Genomic DNA, 17,330 nt, shown 5'->3' on the forward strand with positions numbered 1-17,330 from the left:
TTTTTATTTTTCTTAAAACCTCTGAGTATTAGAATACGGGATAAATAATGACAGAACCACACTTCGGCAATTGTAGGCAAACAAAAAACGATTTTTGTCTTTGCTGCCGCTCACAAAAATCGTTACTTGTATCTGGTCAAATCCTTATTTTAATGGATTTCTGCTATTTAACATTTGATATAGCAGAATACCGGTTGCAACACTGGCATTTAAGGACTGCACATGCCCTACCATTGGCAAAGTCAGAGTTTGATCCATCTGCTTTTTTAACAGTGGAGCAATCCCCTTGCCTTCATTGCCAATAACTAAAACTGTTTTGCCGTTAGCGTTCCACTGACGGTAGTCCGTTCCTTTCATGTCGGTGCCAAAAACCCAATAACCGCGCTTTTTCAAATTTTTTGTTGTTTGTACCAAATTATTAACTCTAGCTACCGGTACATAATCTATTGCTCCGGTTGATGTTTTTGCAACTACCGATGTCAAGCCAGAAGCATGGCGCTTAGGAATAATAATCGCATCTACTCCAGTTGCATCAGCTGAACGTAAAATCGAGCCAAGATTATGAGGGTCTTCAATTGAATCTAACATTAGCAAGAATGGTTCCTTACCTGCTTGATCAAATTCATCCAGCAATTGATCAAGGTCAGCATATTCAAAACTAGAAACAGCCAGCACCAGGCCCTGATGGTTTCCGCCAGCTACCAGTCGATCCAATTTATTCTTAGGTGCTGTCTGAACAACTAATCTTTTTTTCTTAGCTAAAGCATAAACTTGATTGGCAAAATCTTCTTGAACCCCATGCTGCAAAAAGACTTTATTAATTCGATCTGCTGATTGTGTTTTTAAAAAGTCTAGTCCGGCATGACGGCCAAACACGAAATCTTTATCATTCGAAGTCATATTTTTCTAAATCTCCATTTTCCACAGCATTAATGCACCAAAAGACCAATTGATCAACTCGCTCATATTCACCAGCCAAGTCAAGATAACCCAACATCGCTTCAAAGCCAGTCGATAATTGATAGGTTTTCAAACTAGTATGCTTAGCCTTAGTGTGAGTTTTGGCATTACGCCCACGACGGAAAGCTGTCAGCTCAATTTCTGACAGCATTTGCTCAGCTCTCATCTTGGTGATCAAACCAGCCTGAGCTTTAGCGGAAACATAATGCGTAGCTTCTAGCTGCAAAACTTGTGGTCGCACAATTCCGCCTTTAACTAGGTGCCGCCGAATATAAACTTCATAAACGGCATCCCCAAAATAGGCCAAAGTCTGACCATTTAAAGTATCTGGATTGACATCTTTTTCAGTTAACTTCTTTACTTTAATCACGAGTCCACCTTGTTCCTTGAGGAGTATCTTGAATCGTAATCCCCATTTCTTTTAATTGATCTCGAATTTGATCACTTGTAGCCCAATCTTTATTTTTACGGGCTTCATCACGCTTTTTAACCAACGCATCAATTTGCTCATCTTCTGCACTAGCTTTAGTTGCAACCAGCTTATCACAATCGATGCCAAAAATATTCAGCCATTGGCAAAGCAGCTTCTTGAACTGCTTTAGTTCAGTTTTGTCTACATTAGCAAGATTAGTATTTGCGTTAACCACTGGCAATAATTCATAAATTGCTGTTAAAGCATTTTGAACATTAAAATCGTCATCCATTGCCTGTTCAAATTTAAGTTTGGTTTGAACAACGGCCTGCTTCAAGGCAGCATCTTCTTGGCTAGCTGTGTCTTCTTCCAAGCGATAATTAATGTTAGTCAGTGTATTCTTAAACCGCTCCAAAATAACCTGAGCTTGCTTTAAATTATCTTCTGAATAATTGATTTGTCGACGATATTGAACACTGGCCATAAAGAAACGCAGAACTTGTGGATCTACCTCTTTGATAATATCGTGCACAGTCACAAAATTATGCAAAGATTTTGACATCTTTTCTTGGTCTTTACCTACAGTGACAAAGCCATTATGAAGCCAATAATTAACAAATTTCTTGCCGGTTTTGGCTTCACTCTGCGCAATTTCGTTTTCATGGTGTGGAAATTCCAAATCTTGTCCACCACCATGAATATCGATGGTGTCGCCTAAATATTTGGTTGACATAACTGAACATTCAATATGCCAGCCTGGACGGCCTTTACCCCATGGTGAGTCCCAAGCAATTTCATTAGGTTCCTTTTGTGCCTTCCAAAGAGCAAAATCGATCGGATCTTCCTTACGCTGCTGCTCAGTATCGTTAATATGCTCTGAAGCACCTTCTTCAAGTTGCGCAATATTTTGATCACTCAATTTGCCATAATCGGCAAACTTTTTAGCACGGTAATAAACATCGCCATCAACTTCATAAGCATAACCCTTAGCAATCAATTCTTTTACAAAGGCAATAATCTCTTTTATTTCATGAGTAGCACGAGGATGGAGCGTCGCTGGTTCAACGTTAAGTGCCTCTGTATCCTCTAAATAAGCATTAATATATCTTTCAGCAAGCTTAGGAACAGTGGTATTTTCAGCCCTTGCTTCATTAATCATCTTGTCATCGACATCAGTAAAGTTAGAAACGTATTTAACTTTATAACCCCGATATTCAAAATAGCGACGAATCGTGTCAAACGCAATTACGCTTCTGGCATTGCCGATATGAATGTAGTTATAAACCGTTGGTCCACAAACATACATGCTAATTTGTCCGGGAACTAATGGTTTGAACTCCTCTTTTTTACGCGATAAGGTATTAAAAACTTTCACAGCTTGCTCTTTCCCTTCTTTGTAATCATTACCCATATTTTACCAAAGAAAAAAGAAGCTGCAGTCATTTACAGCTTCTTTTTAGATTTTATGGTTTTAAAAAATTAAAGACCATTCTCTTCCATTTGCTTTAAGGTCAAGCCCAAGTGCTTAATTACCTTTTCCTTGCCTAAAAGTTCCATGGCTTCACCGATACCAGGGCCTACCATTGATCTAGTAGTAGCAATTCTGATTGGCATAAACAACTTTCTACCCTTGATGCCAGTAGCATGACGAGTAGCTTGGATTGCATTCATGATTTGAACTGAAGTGAAGCGAGGAATCAAATCTAATTGCTTCTTGAATTCTTCAATTACTGGACGGGCATCGTCCTTCTTGATTTCCTCAAGTTCTTCATCTGACAGGTTTTCTGCATCAGTGAAGAAAATCTTTGCCATATCAACAATTTGTTTAGTATATGACATTTGAACTGAATAAATGTTTACCAATTGGCGAACCCATTCCATCTTTTCTGGTGTTGGATGTTCATCAACAAGGCCTGCTTCTTGCAAGTTGTTAAGTGCCAAATCAAGCAAGGTATCATGATCAGCCTTCTTGATATATTGGTTGTTAACCCATTCAAGCTTCTTTTGGTCAAAAGCGGCAGGTGATTTTGACAAACGTGAAGGATCAAATTGCTTAATAAATTCACGTTTGCTGAAGATTTCACTTTCACCCTTTGGTGACCAGCCAAGAAGCGTAATGAAGTTAAACATGGCATCTGGCAAGTAACCAAGGTCACGATATTGTTCAATGAATTGCAAAACTGATTCATCACGCTTTGAAAGCTTTTTACCAGTAGCAGCGTTAATAATCAAAGTCATGTGACCAAACTTAGGTGGCTTCCAGCCAAGTGCTTCATAAACAACTAATTGCTTAGGAGTGTTTGAAACGTGGTCATCACCACGAAGAACATGAGTAATCTTCATTAAGTGGTCATCAACAACAACGGCAAAGTTATAAGTTGGCATGCCATCACGCTTTTGAATAACAAAGTCGCCGCCGATAGTGTCTGATTCAAAGCTTAAGTGACCCTTAACGATATCGTCCCATTCATAAGTTTCCATTTCTGGAATATGAATACGAACAACTGGCTTCAAGCCCTTTGCCTTGGCTTCATCTTGAGCCTTTTTAATTTCATCAGCAGTCATGCCTTCATATTCATAAGTGTAGTGAGGAGCAATGCCCATTGCACGTTGTTCTTCACGTTGAGCTTCAAGTTCTTCTTCAGTCTTGTAGGAATAGTAAGCTTTGCCTTCGTCAATCAATTGCTTGATGTATTTGTTATAAATGTCTTTTCTTTCTGATTGACGGTATGGACCATAGTCTCCGCCCTTATCAGGACCTTCGTCCCAGTCGATACCAAGCCAATGCAAGTTCTCCATCTGTGACTTTGAACCGCCTTTAACGTTACGCTTTTGGTCGGTATCTTCAATTCTTAAAACAAAAGTACCCTTATTGTGACGAGCGAATAAATAGTTAAAAAGTGCAGTACGTGCATTACCAATGTGTAAGTGACCAGTTGGACTTGGTGCATATCTTACACGAATCTTTTCTTTAGCCAAAATTCATGCCTCTTTCAAAAATAGTAGATTGTAACAGTATTAGTTTACGCGTAATAGACAAAAAGTTCAATCTTACTAATTAAAAACTAACTTTAATGCTTGAGGGACGCTAGAAACAGGAATAACTTCAATTCCATTATTCATTAAGCTTTTGCTGAGATTATGTCGTGGAATAAAAATTCGCTTAAACCCAACTTTTGCGGCCTCTTTTACTCGTGCTTCAATTTTATTGACTCTTCTTACTTCACCAGTCAAGCCAACTTCACCCACAAAGCAATCAGTCGGTTGAATCTCCTTGTCAGTATAGCTGGAAGCAACGGCCATGATTGCAGCCAAATCAATCGCAGGCTCACTAAGACGAATACCACCGGTAGCAGTTAAGTAAACATCTTGATTCTGCAGCATTAAGTTGCCTCGTTTTTCAAGAACAGCCAGAAGAAGAGCTGCACGATTATAGTCAATTCCCGACGTCGTTCTTTTAGCATAACCAAAAGCGGTCGGAGTAACCAAAGCCTGAATTTCTGCGAGCAGCGGCCTTGTTCCTTCAAGCGAAACTACTACCGCCGATCCGGTTGATTGCGGCAAACGCTGATCAAGAAAAATTGAAGATGGATTGGTAACTTCTCTTAAGCCATTGTTTTCCATTTCAAACATCCCAATTTCATTCGCAGCGCCAAAACGGTTTTTAACAGAATGCAAAATCCGGTATGAATGGTGTTCATCCCCTTCAAAGTAAAGGACTGTATCTACCATATGTTCCAAGATTTTCGGCCCAGCGATTGCACCTTCCTTGGTAACATGCCCAATAACAAAAACCGTAATGGCATCCATTTTAGCGATCTTCATTAGTTCACTGGTAACCTCACGGACCTGTGAAACTGAACCAGTCATTGAATCTAAACTTGGTTCATTCATTGTTTGAATTGAATCAATAACCACAAAATCTGGTTTAACATCATCAATGGTTTCTCTGATATCATGCATATCGGTTTCTGGATAAAGCAGCATTTGACTTTGACCAACGCCTAGGCGGTCTGCCCGCAATTTAATTTGATTTGCCGACTCTTCACCTGAAACATAGAGAACTTTATATTTTTTGGATAAATCGCTCATAATTTGCAGCATCAGAGTAGACTTGCCGATTCCTGGATCGCCGCCGATTAGGACTAATGATCCTGGCACAATTCCTCCGCCCAAAACGCGGTTTAATTCTTCTGATTCAGTTGGAATTCGGTTTCCCTTTTCAGCCTTTACTTTTTCCAAATTGACCGGTTCATTAATCCCTGTCTTTTTAATTAATTGACTAGGCGCTGCTTTAGCTGAACGCTTTTGAACTTCTTGCGTTTCTTTTTCAAATTGATTCCATGCTCCGCAGTTAGGACAGCGACCCAAATAAGATGCTGAAATATAGCCGCATGAACGACATTTATATTGTGTTTTTACCCTTGCCATTAATGCCCCTCATTCTCATTAGTTGATCCAAAACCACTGATTCTCTGACGATCAATTGGATCATCATCATCAGTTTTTAGATATTTCATAAAAATACCTTGTGCAATTCGATCTCCCTTGTGAATATGAAGCGGACGAACGCCGTAGTTGATCATTTGCACAAAAATTTCGCCTTCATTTTTTGGATTATCGTAGTAATCTGCATCAATTACGCCAATTCCATTTGGCAAACTAAGATTGCGCTTGAAGGTGTTGGATGAACGATTAGCCAAAATAAGCACCTCATCTTCAGGCATGTAAGCTTTTAAGCCTGTAGGAACTAAAATTGGCTTTAACAATTTTTCTGCCATTTCATAGTCACGTTCAAAAATTTGATGGCCGTTTCTAATCAAGCGAAAGATTCTTACAAAGTTTAACCGCCAAATACTTGGAATTGTAATATCTTCGGCTGCTTCAAGATCATAGCCGGCACTAGCTAAAGTCTGCCGTCTTGGCAAATTAATTCCTTGATCTTGATACTTAGAAACAACTTCAAAGCCACGTATTTTCATCTTTTAAAAAAACTCCATCATTTATTACTTTTATTTTACTAGGTATCTATTTTACAATGTTTTATTGAAAGCAAAAAGAATTTATTCCTCTATCTATTAAATACGTAAAAAAATCTCTTTTTACCGTCAAAAGGAAAATAAAATGACTATCCCAACAAAAAAATATTTCACACGTAAAAACGACAACGATATAATCACATCCCGGACCGATCTCGATTTAATTGAGCGAAAGGACGAGACCGTTTGGATTATGAATCATCTATTTCTTAATCCTGAACAACATGATCAACATGAAATTTCACTTATAATGCATGATGTAGTTGTCTTTGTCCAAGAAAGTGAAAAAAAGATTTGGCCATTGGATCCAATTGCAATTAAATATTTCAAACAGCATCCCGAATTAGAAGCCATATGGTACCACAAACCATTTAATTTTTAAGCGCCTTCTTGGACGCTTCTTTTTTTATAGGATAAAATAGGAATTGATTAAATGTTGATTAAATCTCTAAGGAGGAAAATATGGCAAAAGAAATTTCTAGTGATATCATTGCTAAATTTGAAAATGACTTAACTAACCACCCTGCTGCCAAAGTTGCTAGCCGGGCCGCTCAAGAAAACGGTATTTTTAAAGCAAGTCAAGACTTGCAAACTAAGATTGATTTAGACCCAACTTTCTCAATCGAAATCGATACTGGCAAACCTGCTGACCAAAAGCAATCTGGCCGTTGCTGGATGTTCAGTGCTTTGAACACCATGCGTCACCCATTGCAAAAGAAGTTCAAGTTAAAGGACTTTGAATTGTCACAAAACTACACTAACTTCTGGGACAAGTTCGAAAAATCCAATTGGTTCTTTGAAAATGTTATTGCAACTGCCGATAAAGATTTAGGTGACCGCAAGGTTTCATTCTTATTTGCTACCCCACAACAAGACGGTGGGCAATGGGACATGCTCTGTGGCATTATTGAAAAATACGGTATTGTTCCTAAGAGCGTTTATCCAGAAACTGCCAACTCAAACAACTCAAGTGCATTAAATGACACTTTGAATACTTTGCTTCGCAAAGATGGTCTTGAATTGCGCAAATTGGTTAACGATGGCAAATCTAAAGACAAAGTCGAAAAACGCAAGGAAGAGATGTTAAACGATGTCTTCCGCGTTCTTTCAATTTCTCTTGGCGTTCCACCAAAGAAGTTCAACTTTGAATACCGTGACGACGACAAGAATTACCACATTGATAAGGACATTACCCCAAAGGAATTCTTTGATAAATACGTGGGCATGGATCTTGAAAACCACATTTCCACAATCAATGCTCCAACTGCTGACAAACCTTTCCACAAAGTATTCTCAGTTGAATACTTAGGAAACGTTGAAGGCGGTCGTCAAGTTCGTCACTTAAACTTGAAAGTAGACGAAATGAAGGACTTGATCATCAAGCAATTAAAGAGCGGCGAAGTTGTTTGGTTTGGTTCAAATGTTGTTAAGGATTCTGAACGTAAGGCCGGTCTTCTTGATACTGCACTTTACAGACGCGATGAATTATTTGATGTTAACTTTTCAATGTCTAAGGCTGAAATGCTTGATTCTGGCGAAAGCATGATGGACCACGCAATGGTAATCACCGGCGTTGATATCGTAGATGGCAAGCCAACTAAGTGGAAGATTGAAAACTCATGGGGTGACAAGCCTGGATTCAAAGGTTACTTTGTTATGAGTGATAAGTGGTTTGATTCATTTGTTTATCAAGCAGTTATCAACAAGAAGTTCTTGCCAGATGACTTAAAGAAAGCCTACGACGAAGGCAAGAAGAATCCTATTCAATTATTGCCATGGGACCCAATGGGTGCTTTAGCCTTTAAGTACTAATAAAATATTTTTCAACAAAAAAGAAGTTGCTCTTGTGAGTAACTTCTTTTTTTACCAAATATGCAGCAATCTTGTCGAATCAAGCTTGCTTAAATTGAATTGATGAACATGTTGTTCACGATTTTCTGGGAATTCTTTTAAATAATCAGCAACATTATATAGCCCCGTATTATAGGACCAAACACCATGAACCTTATGAATTGGATCCAACATTTCGTTTCTAATCGGATACGCTGAAATCAAAAAGTGCTTGTGATGAAATTTAAAAACAAAATAAGGCAATTTAAATTCTTCCACAGCTTCATCACGAGTTTTCGCAATCGTAACCACATTTCGATAAGTACCATATTTTTCTGTGAATTTGTCGTTGAAAGAAAAATAAAAATTCGAGATATGCACATGTGGAAAATCTTCTTCCGCAACTTGATCAGGAACTGCAATCACATGAAAATAACGATCAAGATTGCTTTCACGTTGCGAAAGAGCCTTTTCCATTTGACTTGGAACAATTCCATGTGCCCATTCTGGAACCTCGGGATGGGCTTTATACGAACGATACATTTGTTTAACTACCTCAGGCTTTACCCAATCATAATGCATTCTGATTTGATTGCGTTTTAATAAGCTCTCCAAAGTATTATGCTGCATCAGGTCAATAACGAATAATTCGTAATGATACTTATCAACCCATGGCTTGAAATGCTCGATTTCACTAGGAACAATATGGGTCCCATCTACAATTACTGTTTCGCCATAAGACATCTTATGTTCGACCAAATTGTCGACCATTTTTTGCGTCTGCACAGTTACATGACGCGGGATCACCTGGTGTAAATAATCGGCTTCCTCTTGATAATATACAGTTAAATCCGCCAATAATAACCGAATTTGATCACGACTGATCGCATATGGTTGTAAGTGATGACGGGCAATAAAAGAAGATTTACCGGAGCCAGGTGCGCCTCTCAATAAAAATATTTTACGCATGCCAAATACTCCAAACTAGAAATAATAATTAATTCGTAATAAATTTTACCATAATTGTGACCCATTCCATGAATCAGAGCATTAAAAAAGTGTGCAAGCGCACACTAATTTAAAATTTGCTTATCTATAATTTTCATATCGTCATTCATTGTGTAAATAATTGGCTCCGCGTTAGGAACTTCCAATTTTACAATGTCATGGTCATTAATACCTTCAAGTTTTTTGATTAATGCACGCAAACTTGAACCATGAGCAACAATTAATTGATCCTCCCCGCGCATCATCCTTGAAGCAACTTCGTCATAATAATATGGCATTAAACGCAACTGAGTCTGATGCAAGCTTTCTGCACGAGGCATTAAATGTTGATCGCATAAACGATAACGACGATCAACAATCGGCGATCCTTGCTTAGGCGGAACGGAATCAAAACTCCGCCGCCACATTAGGACTTGTTCTACGCCAAAGACCTTGCGCGAGATGTCCTTGTTAAGGCCCCTTAAAGCACCATAGTGGCGTTCATTTAGGCGCCATGTCTTAGTGATCGGCAAATACAAAAAGTTGCACACATCGGCTACAATATTGGCTGTGACAATTGCCCGCGACAAAACCGAAGTATGGATATGCGTGGGATGAAAATCAGAGATTCGGTTAATTAAGCGTCCTGCTTCGCGTGCCTGTTGCTCTCCTTTTTTGGTTAATGGTACATCATTCCAGCCAGTATACACATTAGCGGCATTAGCTACACTTTCTCCATGTCTAACTAAAACTAATTTGACCATCTTATCCCCTTAAATAAAATTACACAGCTTCATAATCAGCATGACTATGCCGCCGACAGTAAAGATCACACCTAAAATCGTAAAAGCTCTTAAGCCGGCTTTATTTGTTGGTTGATGTCGTCGGTTATAAACATAGGACAAATCATACAAACCGACAATAATTACGATAATTGCTGTAAAAATATTAACTCCATTTTTCATTTTCGCACCTAATTTTCCTTGCCTCGTTCAACAATCATTTTATCATTTCGACCACGCTCGCATTCTTCTTGCAAGTTAATATGGTTGACCCCTAACTGATCTTTTAATTCTCGTCCAATTCTTTGACAAAGATCTTCAAATTCACCACAAGTCAAGTTCTTATCCACATTCAAATGGGCATCCAGCATTATGTAATCGTCACTATAACGCCAAATATGGACATGGTGAATATTTTTAACTTCTGGATAGCTCAGAACAATCTGATTAATTTTCTTCAGGTCGATGTCTGGATTTGATTCCATCAGAACGTTTGTCGCTTTCATCGTAATTTCGTAAGCTTCATGCAAAACAAACAATGAAACCAGCATAGTTAAAATAGGGTCTAGCCAATCAATCTTCCAAAAGTAAATAAAAATGGCCCCAATCACAACCGCTAAACTGGACAAGGCATCACTCATCATATGCACAAAAGTTGAACGTACATTTAAGTTTCCTTTAGCATCCCGATGCATAGCAAACATAGAAATAAAATTAGCAATTAACCCAATTAAGGCAACGACTAGCATTACGCCACCTTTAATATGTTCAGGCTTCCAAAAACGTTCGATTGCTTCAATAAAAAGGACAAGACTGATAACGATCAAAATGACGCCATTAGTAAAAGCGACTAAAGTTTCAGCCCGTTGATAACCAAAAGTCTTATTTTTATTGCGGTTTCTTTTACCAATCAAATGAGCAACAAAAGACAAAACGATCGCACCAACATCGCTTAAATTATGCACTGCATCCGAAAGCAAAGATAATGAGCCAGAAATAATTCCACCGAAGAATTCCGCAATCGTAATGATTACATTCAACAAAGTAACAAAAACATAGCGTTTTGTAGTCCGATCTTGTTTATCCATAAATATTTTCCTTTCGCCTATCCAGTTTACCAAAAAAAGTCCCACTTCTGCAGTAGGACTTTTTATAAACTTTCAGCATTTCGATTATAGTCGATAATTTCAAAGCGGCCATCATCATGAAGCAATCCGCGAGTAACGCTGCCGTTATCTGGAAATGGAATATCATGGTAGCCATCGCTTTTCTTCCAATATTTGATTGTTAAGGTTTTAATAAAATCACCATGGGAAACAAGCAAAACACGCTCTTCATCCTTTGTTAATTCATGAAGATTCTGGATGCCCCTTTTCATTCGTTCATCCAGTTCTTGCTTATTTTCTGCTAAATGACGCGGATCAGCTTCTTTGGTTGCTTCTCTGAACTTTTCCAGACCAAGCTGCTTAATAATTTTTTGCACATTGGTTCCGTAGCCTAATCCTGCTGTCTTAGCGATTTGTGCCCAGGTTTTATTGATATCGTCGCCTTCAAAACTACCGAAGAAAACCTCTCTAAACTCTGGCAATTTTCTAATTTTTCCTATTTGAGAAACAGTATTTGCATTCTTCATCAAATGAACAGTATCAATTGCCCTTTTTAAATCGGATGAATACATATTATCAAAGTGTACTTGTGCTAACGCTCTAGCTGTGCGTTTTAAATCATCAATTCCCTTGACCGTTAATGGAGAATCACACCAACCTTGAACTTTATTCAGCTGATTAAACATTGTTTCTCCATGCCGAACTAAATAAACTTCTGTAGTCAATAAAATTCTCCCCCTTTCGATTTACAGCTACGTATATATTTTACCAGATCTATAGGTATGCTGTATAGACAGGTAACTTGCTAAAATAACGGAAAAGCCTGCGGTAATCCAGCGCACTGCTTTAGGTGACAAATATTTAATGCATTTCTGGCCAATAAAGCCACCAATAAACAAACCAATTGCAAGCGGTATTGCTTTCCCCCAGTCAACTTTTGCACCAAAAATAAAGACAATTAGTGCCAACAAGTTGCCTAAAGAACCCAAAATATTTTTCATTACATTAACGGCAACAAAACTCGCATCACTAACGTAAGTTAAAAATATTAAGTTTAAAACTCCGGCTGCAGCACCAAAATAGCCAGTATACATTCCAGCAAAAAACATGCCAATATAGGTAGCAATCGTTTTACCTGTAGAACGTTCGACTTTTAAATTAAAAACTTTTTGTTGCCACTTAATAACAGTATTGCAGCTGAAAAAATGACAAAGAACGGTACCAGTTTTTCAAAAACAGTGCCAGGAAACCTTAATAAAAGCAAGCTCCCGACCAAAGCTCCACTCAAAATAAACAGTGCATATTTGGCCGATTCAAACCAATGCCCTTTCATTTCTTGCAATGAAGACAAGGCTGAACCTGCGCCAGTAAAAATCAATGCAGCGGTATTTGTAATATTTGCCATTACCGGTGGTGCACCTGCAATTAGCAAAGCTGGATATGAAACAAGCGATGCATAATCGCAATTGCAGAAACCATTCCTGCCAGAATGTCAGCAATAATTAAAAAGATAAAGGTTCCGATAATCCCCATTTTTTACCTCAAATTTTTTATCAAAATACAAAATGCTATTAAAATTATACAATGTAATCAAAGGAGGAAGATTGTGAATACTTTTGAATCATTGATTTTTGTTCCTGAAGGGACCCTGCTAAATGAAAAGCTTGCCCTAAAAACTGCTTTAAGGCAAACATTAAAAAAACAGCAAAGAAATTTTGGGCCTAGTGAACGATTAAAATATACTCAGCTCAGTAATGGCTTTAAATTATTAAGCGAGGGCCAACAAATTCAACTGCTTCTGCAAAATTTTTTGCCAGACCAAGTAAATGTCCAAGAAACTTTTTATGGCTTCTTAAGAAAGCAGCACCAACTGATCAAAAACAGTCGAGATTTTTTGGAACAGGTCAAGGGCAAACTGAATCTAGTAGCCTTAGGAAAGGAAAGAAAAGCAGAATTATTGCCACGCTTAAAAGAAGCACAAATTGCTGACTACTTTGAAGCATTATATTTTGCTGATGATTTTACTACAAAGTTCCCTGAAAAAAATAATTTGATTCAAGTAGTTAATGATCTGCAGCTTGACCCTGACACCTGCTTAGTAGTTGGTTCAAACTTAACTGAAGAAATCCAAGCAGCAGAAAACGCTAATCTAAAATCCCTATGGTTAACGCCAAAGAGAGAAAAAATTTCAATTACTCCTCATCCGACATTACATTTATCAAGACTATCAGATTTACTATTTTATTTAAATATATAATAATTAGGGATGATGATAAATTTAAGTTATTTAGAAAGGAACTTTTTATGACTAAAGTTGCTGTTGTATTTGCAGACGGTTGCGAAGAAGTAGAAGGCTTAAGCGTAGTCGATGTTCTTCGTCGGTTAAATGTTGAAACGGATATGGTAGGTTTAACCAGCAAAAACGTTATGGGTGACCATAAAATTAAATTAAGCTGTGACAAAGTTGTTGATGATAGCTTGTTTGATTACGATTTAGTAGCTTTTCCAGGTGGAATGACTGGCTCCGCTAATTTGCGTGATAATAAAAAGTTACGTGATCTCATGGTTAAACGTCATGAACAGGGCAAGTGGGATGCTGCAATGTGCGCCGCTCCCCGCGCTTTATCACGCTATGGCGTATTAGCTGATGCTGACTATACTTGCTATCCAGGTATTGAAGAACAAACCGAAAAAGATGCGCCAACTGGTCACTTCAAAGAAGACATTACGGTTACTGATAAAGAACACAAAATTTTAACTAGCCGTGGGCCCGCTACTGCTTGGGCTTTTGCTTATGCAATTGCTGAAGCACTTGGCGTTGAAACTAAAGATTTAAAGCATGCCATGCTTTATGATTATTTAGCCGATAATATTCAAGACAGCTTATAATTATTCTATCTTGGTACAAAAAAAGCATCTCCATTTTGGAGATGCTTTTTGTATATAAACGTAATTTGAAAATTAACGCTTTGAGAACTTACGATTAGCAAAATTGGAACAATTATCCAATTTAATGAAATTTTATCCGATATAATCCATACTATTTTTGAATTAATTCAATATATTATGGAAGAAAATGGAACAAAATTTATTAATTTGGAAAATACTGTGACCAATTGTGACCATTTTAAGTCGATTATCTTACTGAATCATATAAGAAGACTATTTAAATAAGCGTCATTTAGTTTTCTAAAACTTTATTTTTACATAAAAACACTGTTAAACCATGATATCAATCAGTCATCATTTAACAGTGTTTTTATTACTTTAAATTTTGAAGTTTTAGGTTACTTACTTTTTACTAATCGATATAGTTCCAAAATACCTAAAACTAGACTAAATCCTCCTAAAATAAGATAGTCATATGTCGATTCAGCTTTTCCGGTATGTACTAATCTTGCAGAAGACCAACCTGTAAAAAATATAAACATAAACGCTAATGTGCTTCTAGCAATTTTGCTAGTCAAGGCTTTTCTCATAATACTTTTTTATACTCCCATTTAACAGATTGCAGATGTTTTCTATGAGAATCAGTATAGGTATAAGTTTTCCAAGCATAATATTCATATCCTCTAGTACAATATTCCTTTACCGTATACCATTTATTTTTCGGATTCCTTCCAAAAATATCATTATAAATACTGTAGGCAAAACCACCAACAGAAACATAAGGACCAACTACAGGAACAAAGCCAAGCAAACCAATAATAACATCCTTAGTAGTTCCTTTTAATCTTCTTAATGTATCTGCATTATATTTCTCAGTCGTCAAGTAATAATAATTTCTACCCACATGTTTAAATGCTACCTTACCATTTGCGTACGTAAAATTAATAAATGGACTAAAACCGCCTACATTTGTTGTGAGTAACTGGCTATCATTTATATCAACTGAATACACTTCTTTATTATTCAAATAGATAGTATATATACCATTGTTTGAAATGATACGATATGAAGAGATTTGACCGTTATACTTAATCTTCCCACTTAATTTTGAAGAATTATCTGGAAGAATTTGCATTTCAGTTCCATTTATTAACTTCACATTCTGCCAAGTGTCTTCACTATTCTTATTATTTAAGCTACTTTCAGCCGAATTTAATGTAGAAGCATTAACAGTATTATAAAACATTCCTTCTCCTGCTGTCAATAACATTGTAGCTGCTATTAAAGACACAAAACTCTTAGATACACTTTTCATGTTTTCATCTTACTTTAATATTAATTTTAGTACATATTCTACCTCTATTAAATAAAAATGCAAGTAATAACTAAAAAATTCTAAATAAGACAATATTAAATATAACTTTGTGTCTACTGAACAGGTGTTAGTAGCTCTCCACTAGATTGTCTAATAGGTTTATCTAAATTTTTGTTGCTTCCTTTTGTTCTATCATCACATGAGTTTGATCAATGTAACCATCAATAAAACTTTCATGTGATAACTGAACCTTCTTTTCAAATTTAATAAATTGTTCTGGCTCTTCTATTCCTAGAACAGCTCTTAAAAGCTGGAGCCAAAATGATTGACTATCTTGTTTTTCATGCCCTCGATTTTCCCAATTTTTAATAAATTGTTTAGCGTTTCGTTTTTGTATTGTAATGTCCAATTTTATCGCTCGCTTTATCTATTAATATCATTAAATAGATTATACAGTACGCTTTTAATAAATGTCGAAGTTTATAAAATATTTTCAAATGCATCAATCAAAATTGAATCACAGTTTTCTTTTTTTAAATATTCTAATATTTTATTTGAAAACGCATGTCTATACAGTGCTACTTCTAAGATAAACTTATCTTCTTTTGACAATTCGATCCCTAGCTTTTCTAAATTATATTTTTCAAATGAGTACACTGAATTTTTTATTTTGTTCCTTAAAACTGAATTATCCATATTTTTAATTCTTTGTTGTGAATATTTTTTAATAATTTTGCTTCTTCGTTGTTCTCATCTATGTAATAAATAAAAGGTTGATCAATCCTATATAATAACCCTTTGAACCTTTCTAAGGACTTATCACTTGAAAGACTTTGCTCAATTTTTTTAATGATTTCAGGAGATATTTTTCCCAATTAACTAAGAAATTATTAATATCGTTACACCTATTTTTTTCGACACTTTTAGCCTCATTATGCTTTTTAATTTCCTCATTAACGTTTAAAAAGAAATCCGTGTATAACTCATCAATAATTTCAGGAATATTGTTTCTAAAGTTAGTTTTATCTAGTTTTAAAATAATTTCTGCTGGAGTATGAGGCGATAAATATAACTTTTTAGTTGGATATTCTCGACGTTCAATTTCATGCTTTAACGAAAATAAATAATGTTCTGTCATTAAATATGGAGTTTTTCCTCTCCCTTTGTCATTGACAATTTCTTCATACATTTCTCTCATCTGTACTTTATCCATATCACCTAGATCCTCATCAAATGATGATAGAACAATACTTTTTTCTAAATCATTTTGAAAAAGATTATCATACTTCGGAAATACATGAAGCGTTTCTGTTATTCCAGTCTCGTCTTCTTCGCCTAGATAGTACGTTTCTTTTCTAGACCAGCCATATATCTTTTTCATGTTCCAATCATTATTAGATATATTTGGACTTTTGCTTTTTTTATTTATTTCTAAATATGTACCTATTACGTCTGATTTAATTATTTTTTTGAATTTGTCTCCTTTTTGGAAACTGTAAAATAGTTTGTGTAAGGATGAATGATTCCTTAAATTAATTTCTGAAAACATTAGAAAAAGGAGTTCCTTTCTCGTATGATTGGATTGAACAAAAAAACGGCTCTATAATTTTTCCTGTTGATATCTTATCTCTATGATAAGCTGTTAACAGGATTTTCTATTGCATTAAAAAAGGAGGACATAGTCCTCTTTTATAAAAAATCTATTCCACTAAAAATTTTATTTATCAAGGTGTTAGCTATGTCCTCTTACAACAATTGTATTAAATTTTCGCTTAATATTGAAGATCAAAATATTATTTTTAAAGATTATTTTTATAAAATTCCCGAAGCTGGTTCGAAATATAAAGTTTATGAAGCTGAGCTCATTCAACCAGCTTGCCCCTTCTGCGGCTCTGTTGATATTATTCACAACGGTCATCTTAAGACAAATATTCGCTACATTACTGCCAATGCAAGTACGCCTGTCGTAATTAGATTGTTCAAACAGAGAGTTAAATGCCGTGATTGCAG

At 36.2% G+C, this 17,330-nt stretch carries 19 protein-coding genes and 2 pseudogenes; 5 read left to right on the plus strand and 16 right to left on the minus strand.

Translation table 11 applies throughout. The annotated features are described in order from the left end of the window. Positions 1 to 144: 144 nt before the first annotated feature. From rlmB to B2008_RS06655, 6 genes are all read right to left on the minus strand, one after another. A complete protein-coding gene (gene rlmB / locus B2008_RS06630) occupies positions 145 to 900 on the minus strand; it encodes a 23S rRNA (guanosine(2251)-2'-O)-methyltransferase RlmB (RefSeq protein ID WP_281829127.1) in 756 nt (251 codons plus the stop codon). Next, positions 887 to 1,330, minus strand: a complete 444-nt coding sequence (locus B2008_RS06635) for a Mini-ribonuclease 3 (RefSeq protein WP_281829126.1) — start codon at positions 1,328 to 1,330, stop codon at positions 887 to 889. The genes rlmB and B2008_RS06635 overlap by 14 nt, the downstream gene beginning before the upstream one ends. Beyond that, positions 1,323 to 2,747, minus strand: a complete 1,425-nt coding sequence (gene cysS / locus B2008_RS06640) for a cysteine--tRNA ligase (protein WP_281829124.1) — start codon at positions 2,745 to 2,747, stop codon at positions 1,323 to 1,325. The genes B2008_RS06635 and cysS overlap by 8 nt, the downstream gene beginning before the upstream one ends. 104 nt (positions 2,748 to 2,851) lie before the next feature. Continuing rightward, positions 2,852 to 4,351 (minus strand): glutamate--tRNA ligase, encoded by a 1,500-nt coding sequence (gltX, locus tag B2008_RS06645; protein ID WP_281829122.1) that lies wholly within the window; start codon positions 4,349 to 4,351, stop codon positions 2,852 to 2,854. A gap of 75 nt (positions 4,352 to 4,426) precedes the next feature. Continuing rightward, on the minus strand, positions 4,427 to 5,803 hold the full coding sequence (gene radA, locus B2008_RS06650) for a DNA repair protein RadA (RefSeq protein WP_281829120.1): 1,377 nt from the start codon (positions 5,801 to 5,803) through the stop codon (positions 4,427 to 4,429). After that, entirely contained in the window at positions 5,803 to 6,354 is a 552-nt protein-coding gene (locus B2008_RS06655; protein WP_281829119.1) for a dUTP diphosphatase, read from the minus strand. Before B2008_RS06655 ends, radA begins: the two co-directional genes overlap by 1 nt. A 250-nt stretch (positions 6,355 to 6,604) precedes the next feature. Here B2008_RS06655 and B2008_RS06660 point away from each other — a divergent pair, with 250 nt between their 5' ends. Together B2008_RS06660 and pepC are read left to right on the plus strand one after the other, a co-directional pair. Continuing rightward, positions 6,605 to 6,793, plus strand: coding sequence for a hypothetical protein (locus tag B2008_RS06660; RefSeq protein WP_281829118.1), 189 nt, complete (start codon positions 6,605 to 6,607; stop codon positions 6,791 to 6,793). 80 nt (positions 6,794 to 6,873) lie between these two features. Further along, on the plus strand, positions 6,874 to 8,223 hold the full coding sequence (gene pepC, locus B2008_RS06665; protein ID WP_281829116.1) for an aminopeptidase C: 1,350 nt from the start codon (positions 6,874 to 6,876) through the stop codon (positions 8,221 to 8,223). Positions 8,224 to 8,274: 51 nt separating this feature from the next. Here the strand turns inward: pepC and B2008_RS06670 are convergent, their stop codons facing one another. The 6 genes and pseudogenes from B2008_RS06670 to B2008_RS08360 all read right to left on the minus strand — a co-directional run bounded on the left by B2008_RS06670 (position 8,275) and on the right by B2008_RS08360 (position 12,649). Continuing rightward, positions 8,275 to 9,210 (minus strand): AAA family ATPase, encoded by a 936-nt coding sequence (locus tag B2008_RS06670; protein WP_281829115.1) that lies wholly within the window; start codon positions 9,208 to 9,210, stop codon positions 8,275 to 8,277. A 104-nt stretch (positions 9,211 to 9,314) separates the two neighbouring features. Then, entirely contained in the window at positions 9,315 to 9,992 is a 678-nt protein-coding gene (locus B2008_RS06675; RefSeq protein WP_281829113.1) for a 2,3-bisphosphoglycerate-dependent phosphoglycerate mutase, read from the minus strand. A 9-nt stretch (positions 9,993 to 10,001) separates the two neighbouring features. Next, entirely contained in the window at positions 10,002 to 10,193 is a 192-nt protein-coding gene (locus B2008_RS06680) for a hypothetical protein (protein ID WP_281829112.1), read from the minus strand. Between the two features lie 8 nt (positions 10,194 to 10,201). Further along, positions 10,202 to 11,098: a cation diffusion facilitator family transporter gene (locus B2008_RS06685; protein WP_281829110.1), complete on the minus strand. Its 897-nt coding sequence runs from the start codon at positions 11,096 to 11,098 to the stop codon at positions 10,202 to 10,204. 62 nt (positions 11,099 to 11,160) lie between these two features. After that, positions 11,161 to 11,841 carry a histidine phosphatase family protein gene (locus tag B2008_RS06690; protein WP_281829108.1) on the minus strand — a complete coding sequence of 227 codons (681 nt, stop codon included), beginning with the start codon at positions 11,839 to 11,841 and terminating at the stop codon, positions 11,161 to 11,163. A gap of 27 nt (positions 11,842 to 11,868) precedes the next feature. Beyond that, positions 11,869 to 12,649 (minus strand): annotated as a pseudogene (locus B2008_RS08360) (sulfite exporter TauE/SafE family protein). 73 nt (positions 12,650 to 12,722) lie between these two features. Here B2008_RS08360 and B2008_RS06705 point away from each other — a divergent pair. Next, positions 12,723 to 13,373, plus strand: coding sequence for an HAD family hydrolase (locus tag B2008_RS06705; protein WP_281829211.1), 651 nt, complete (start codon positions 12,723 to 12,725; stop codon positions 13,371 to 13,373). A 47-nt stretch (positions 13,374 to 13,420) separates the two neighbouring features. After that, positions 13,421 to 14,005, plus strand: a complete 585-nt coding sequence (locus B2008_RS06710; RefSeq protein ID WP_281829105.1) for a DJ-1 family glyoxalase III — start codon at positions 13,421 to 13,423, stop codon at positions 14,003 to 14,005. A 586-nt stretch (positions 14,006 to 14,591) separates the two neighbouring features. On the opposite strand, the gene B2008_RS06715 is transcribed toward B2008_RS06710, so the two are convergent. The 4 genes and pseudogenes from B2008_RS06715 to B2008_RS06730 all read right to left on the minus strand — a co-directional run bounded on the left by B2008_RS06715 (position 14,592) and on the right by B2008_RS06730 (position 16,869). Beyond that, positions 14,592 to 15,320: a hypothetical protein gene (locus B2008_RS06715; RefSeq protein ID WP_281829102.1), complete on the minus strand. Its 729-nt coding sequence runs from the start codon at positions 15,318 to 15,320 to the stop codon at positions 14,592 to 14,594. 116 nt (positions 15,321 to 15,436) lie between these two features. Continuing rightward, positions 15,437 to 15,729, minus strand: a pseudogene (locus B2008_RS06720) (type IIL restriction-modification enzyme MmeI); the annotation flags it as partial. 71 nt (positions 15,730 to 15,800) lie between these two features. Next, positions 15,801 to 16,016, minus strand: coding sequence for a hypothetical protein (locus tag B2008_RS06725; RefSeq protein WP_281829101.1), 216 nt, complete (start codon positions 16,014 to 16,016; stop codon positions 15,801 to 15,803). A gap of 112 nt (positions 16,017 to 16,128) precedes the next feature. After that, a complete protein-coding gene (locus B2008_RS06730; RefSeq protein ID WP_281829100.1) occupies positions 16,129 to 16,869 on the minus strand; it encodes a hypothetical protein in 741 nt (246 codons plus the stop codon). A 189-nt stretch (positions 16,870 to 17,058) separates the two neighbouring features. Here B2008_RS06730 and B2008_RS06735 point away from each other — a divergent pair. Beyond that, the coding region (locus tag B2008_RS06735; protein ID WP_286822619.1) for a transposase family protein at positions 17,059 to 17,330 on the plus strand (272 nt) is incomplete at its 3' end.

It is taken from the genome of Lactobacillus sp. UBA5813 (genome assembly GCF_002417895.1).
Lineage (GTDB): Bacteria > Bacillota > Bacilli > Lactobacillales > Lactobacillaceae > Lactobacillus > Lactobacillus amylolyticus.

Bases quoted from the DNA above. Each gene is read 5' to 3' on its own strand.
- rlmB (WP_281829127.1), bottom strand. From the start codon at position 900: ATGACTTCGAATGATAAAGATTTCGTGTTTGGCCGTCATGCCGGACTA.
- B2008_RS06710 (WP_281829105.1), top strand. From the start codon at position 13,421: ATGACTAAAGTTGCTGTTGTATTTGCAGACGGTTGCGAAGAAGTAGAA.
- B2008_RS06670 (WP_281829115.1), bottom strand. From the start codon at position 9,210: ATGCGTAAAATATTTTTATTGAGAGGCGCACCTGGCTCCGGTAAATCT.
- pepC (WP_281829116.1), top strand. From the start codon at position 6,874: ATGGCAAAAGAAATTTCTAGTGATATCATTGCTAAATTTGAAAATGAC.
- radA (WP_281829120.1), bottom strand. From the start codon at position 5,803: ATGGCAAGGGTAAAAACACAATATAAATGTCGTTCATGCGGCTATATT.
- B2008_RS06715 (WP_281829102.1), bottom strand. From the start codon at position 15,320: ATGAAAAGTGTATCTAAGAGTTTTGTGTCTTTAATAGCAGCTACAATG.
- B2008_RS06655 (WP_281829119.1), bottom strand. From the start codon at position 6,354: ATGAAAATACGTGGCTTTGAAGTTGTTTCTAAGTATCAAGATCAAGGA.
- B2008_RS06660 (WP_281829118.1), top strand. From the start codon at position 6,605: ATGAATCATCTATTTCTTAATCCTGAACAACATGATCAACATGAAATT.
- B2008_RS06730 (WP_281829100.1), bottom strand. From the start codon at position 16,869: ATGTTTTCAGAAATTAATTTAAGGAATCATTCATCCTTACACAAACTA.
- B2008_RS06675 (WP_281829113.1), bottom strand. From the start codon at position 9,992: ATGGTCAAATTAGTTTTAGTTAGACATGGAGAAAGTGTAGCTAATGCC.
- B2008_RS06680 (WP_281829112.1), bottom strand. From the start codon at position 10,193: ATGAAAAATGGAGTTAATATTTTTACAGCAATTATCGTAATTATTGTC.
- B2008_RS06725 (WP_281829101.1), bottom strand. From the start codon at position 16,016: ATGGATAATTCAGTTTTAAGGAACAAAATAAAAAATTCAGTGTACTCA.
- B2008_RS06685 (WP_281829110.1), bottom strand. From the start codon at position 11,098: ATGGATAAACAAGATCGGACTACAAAACGCTATGTTTTTGTTACTTTG.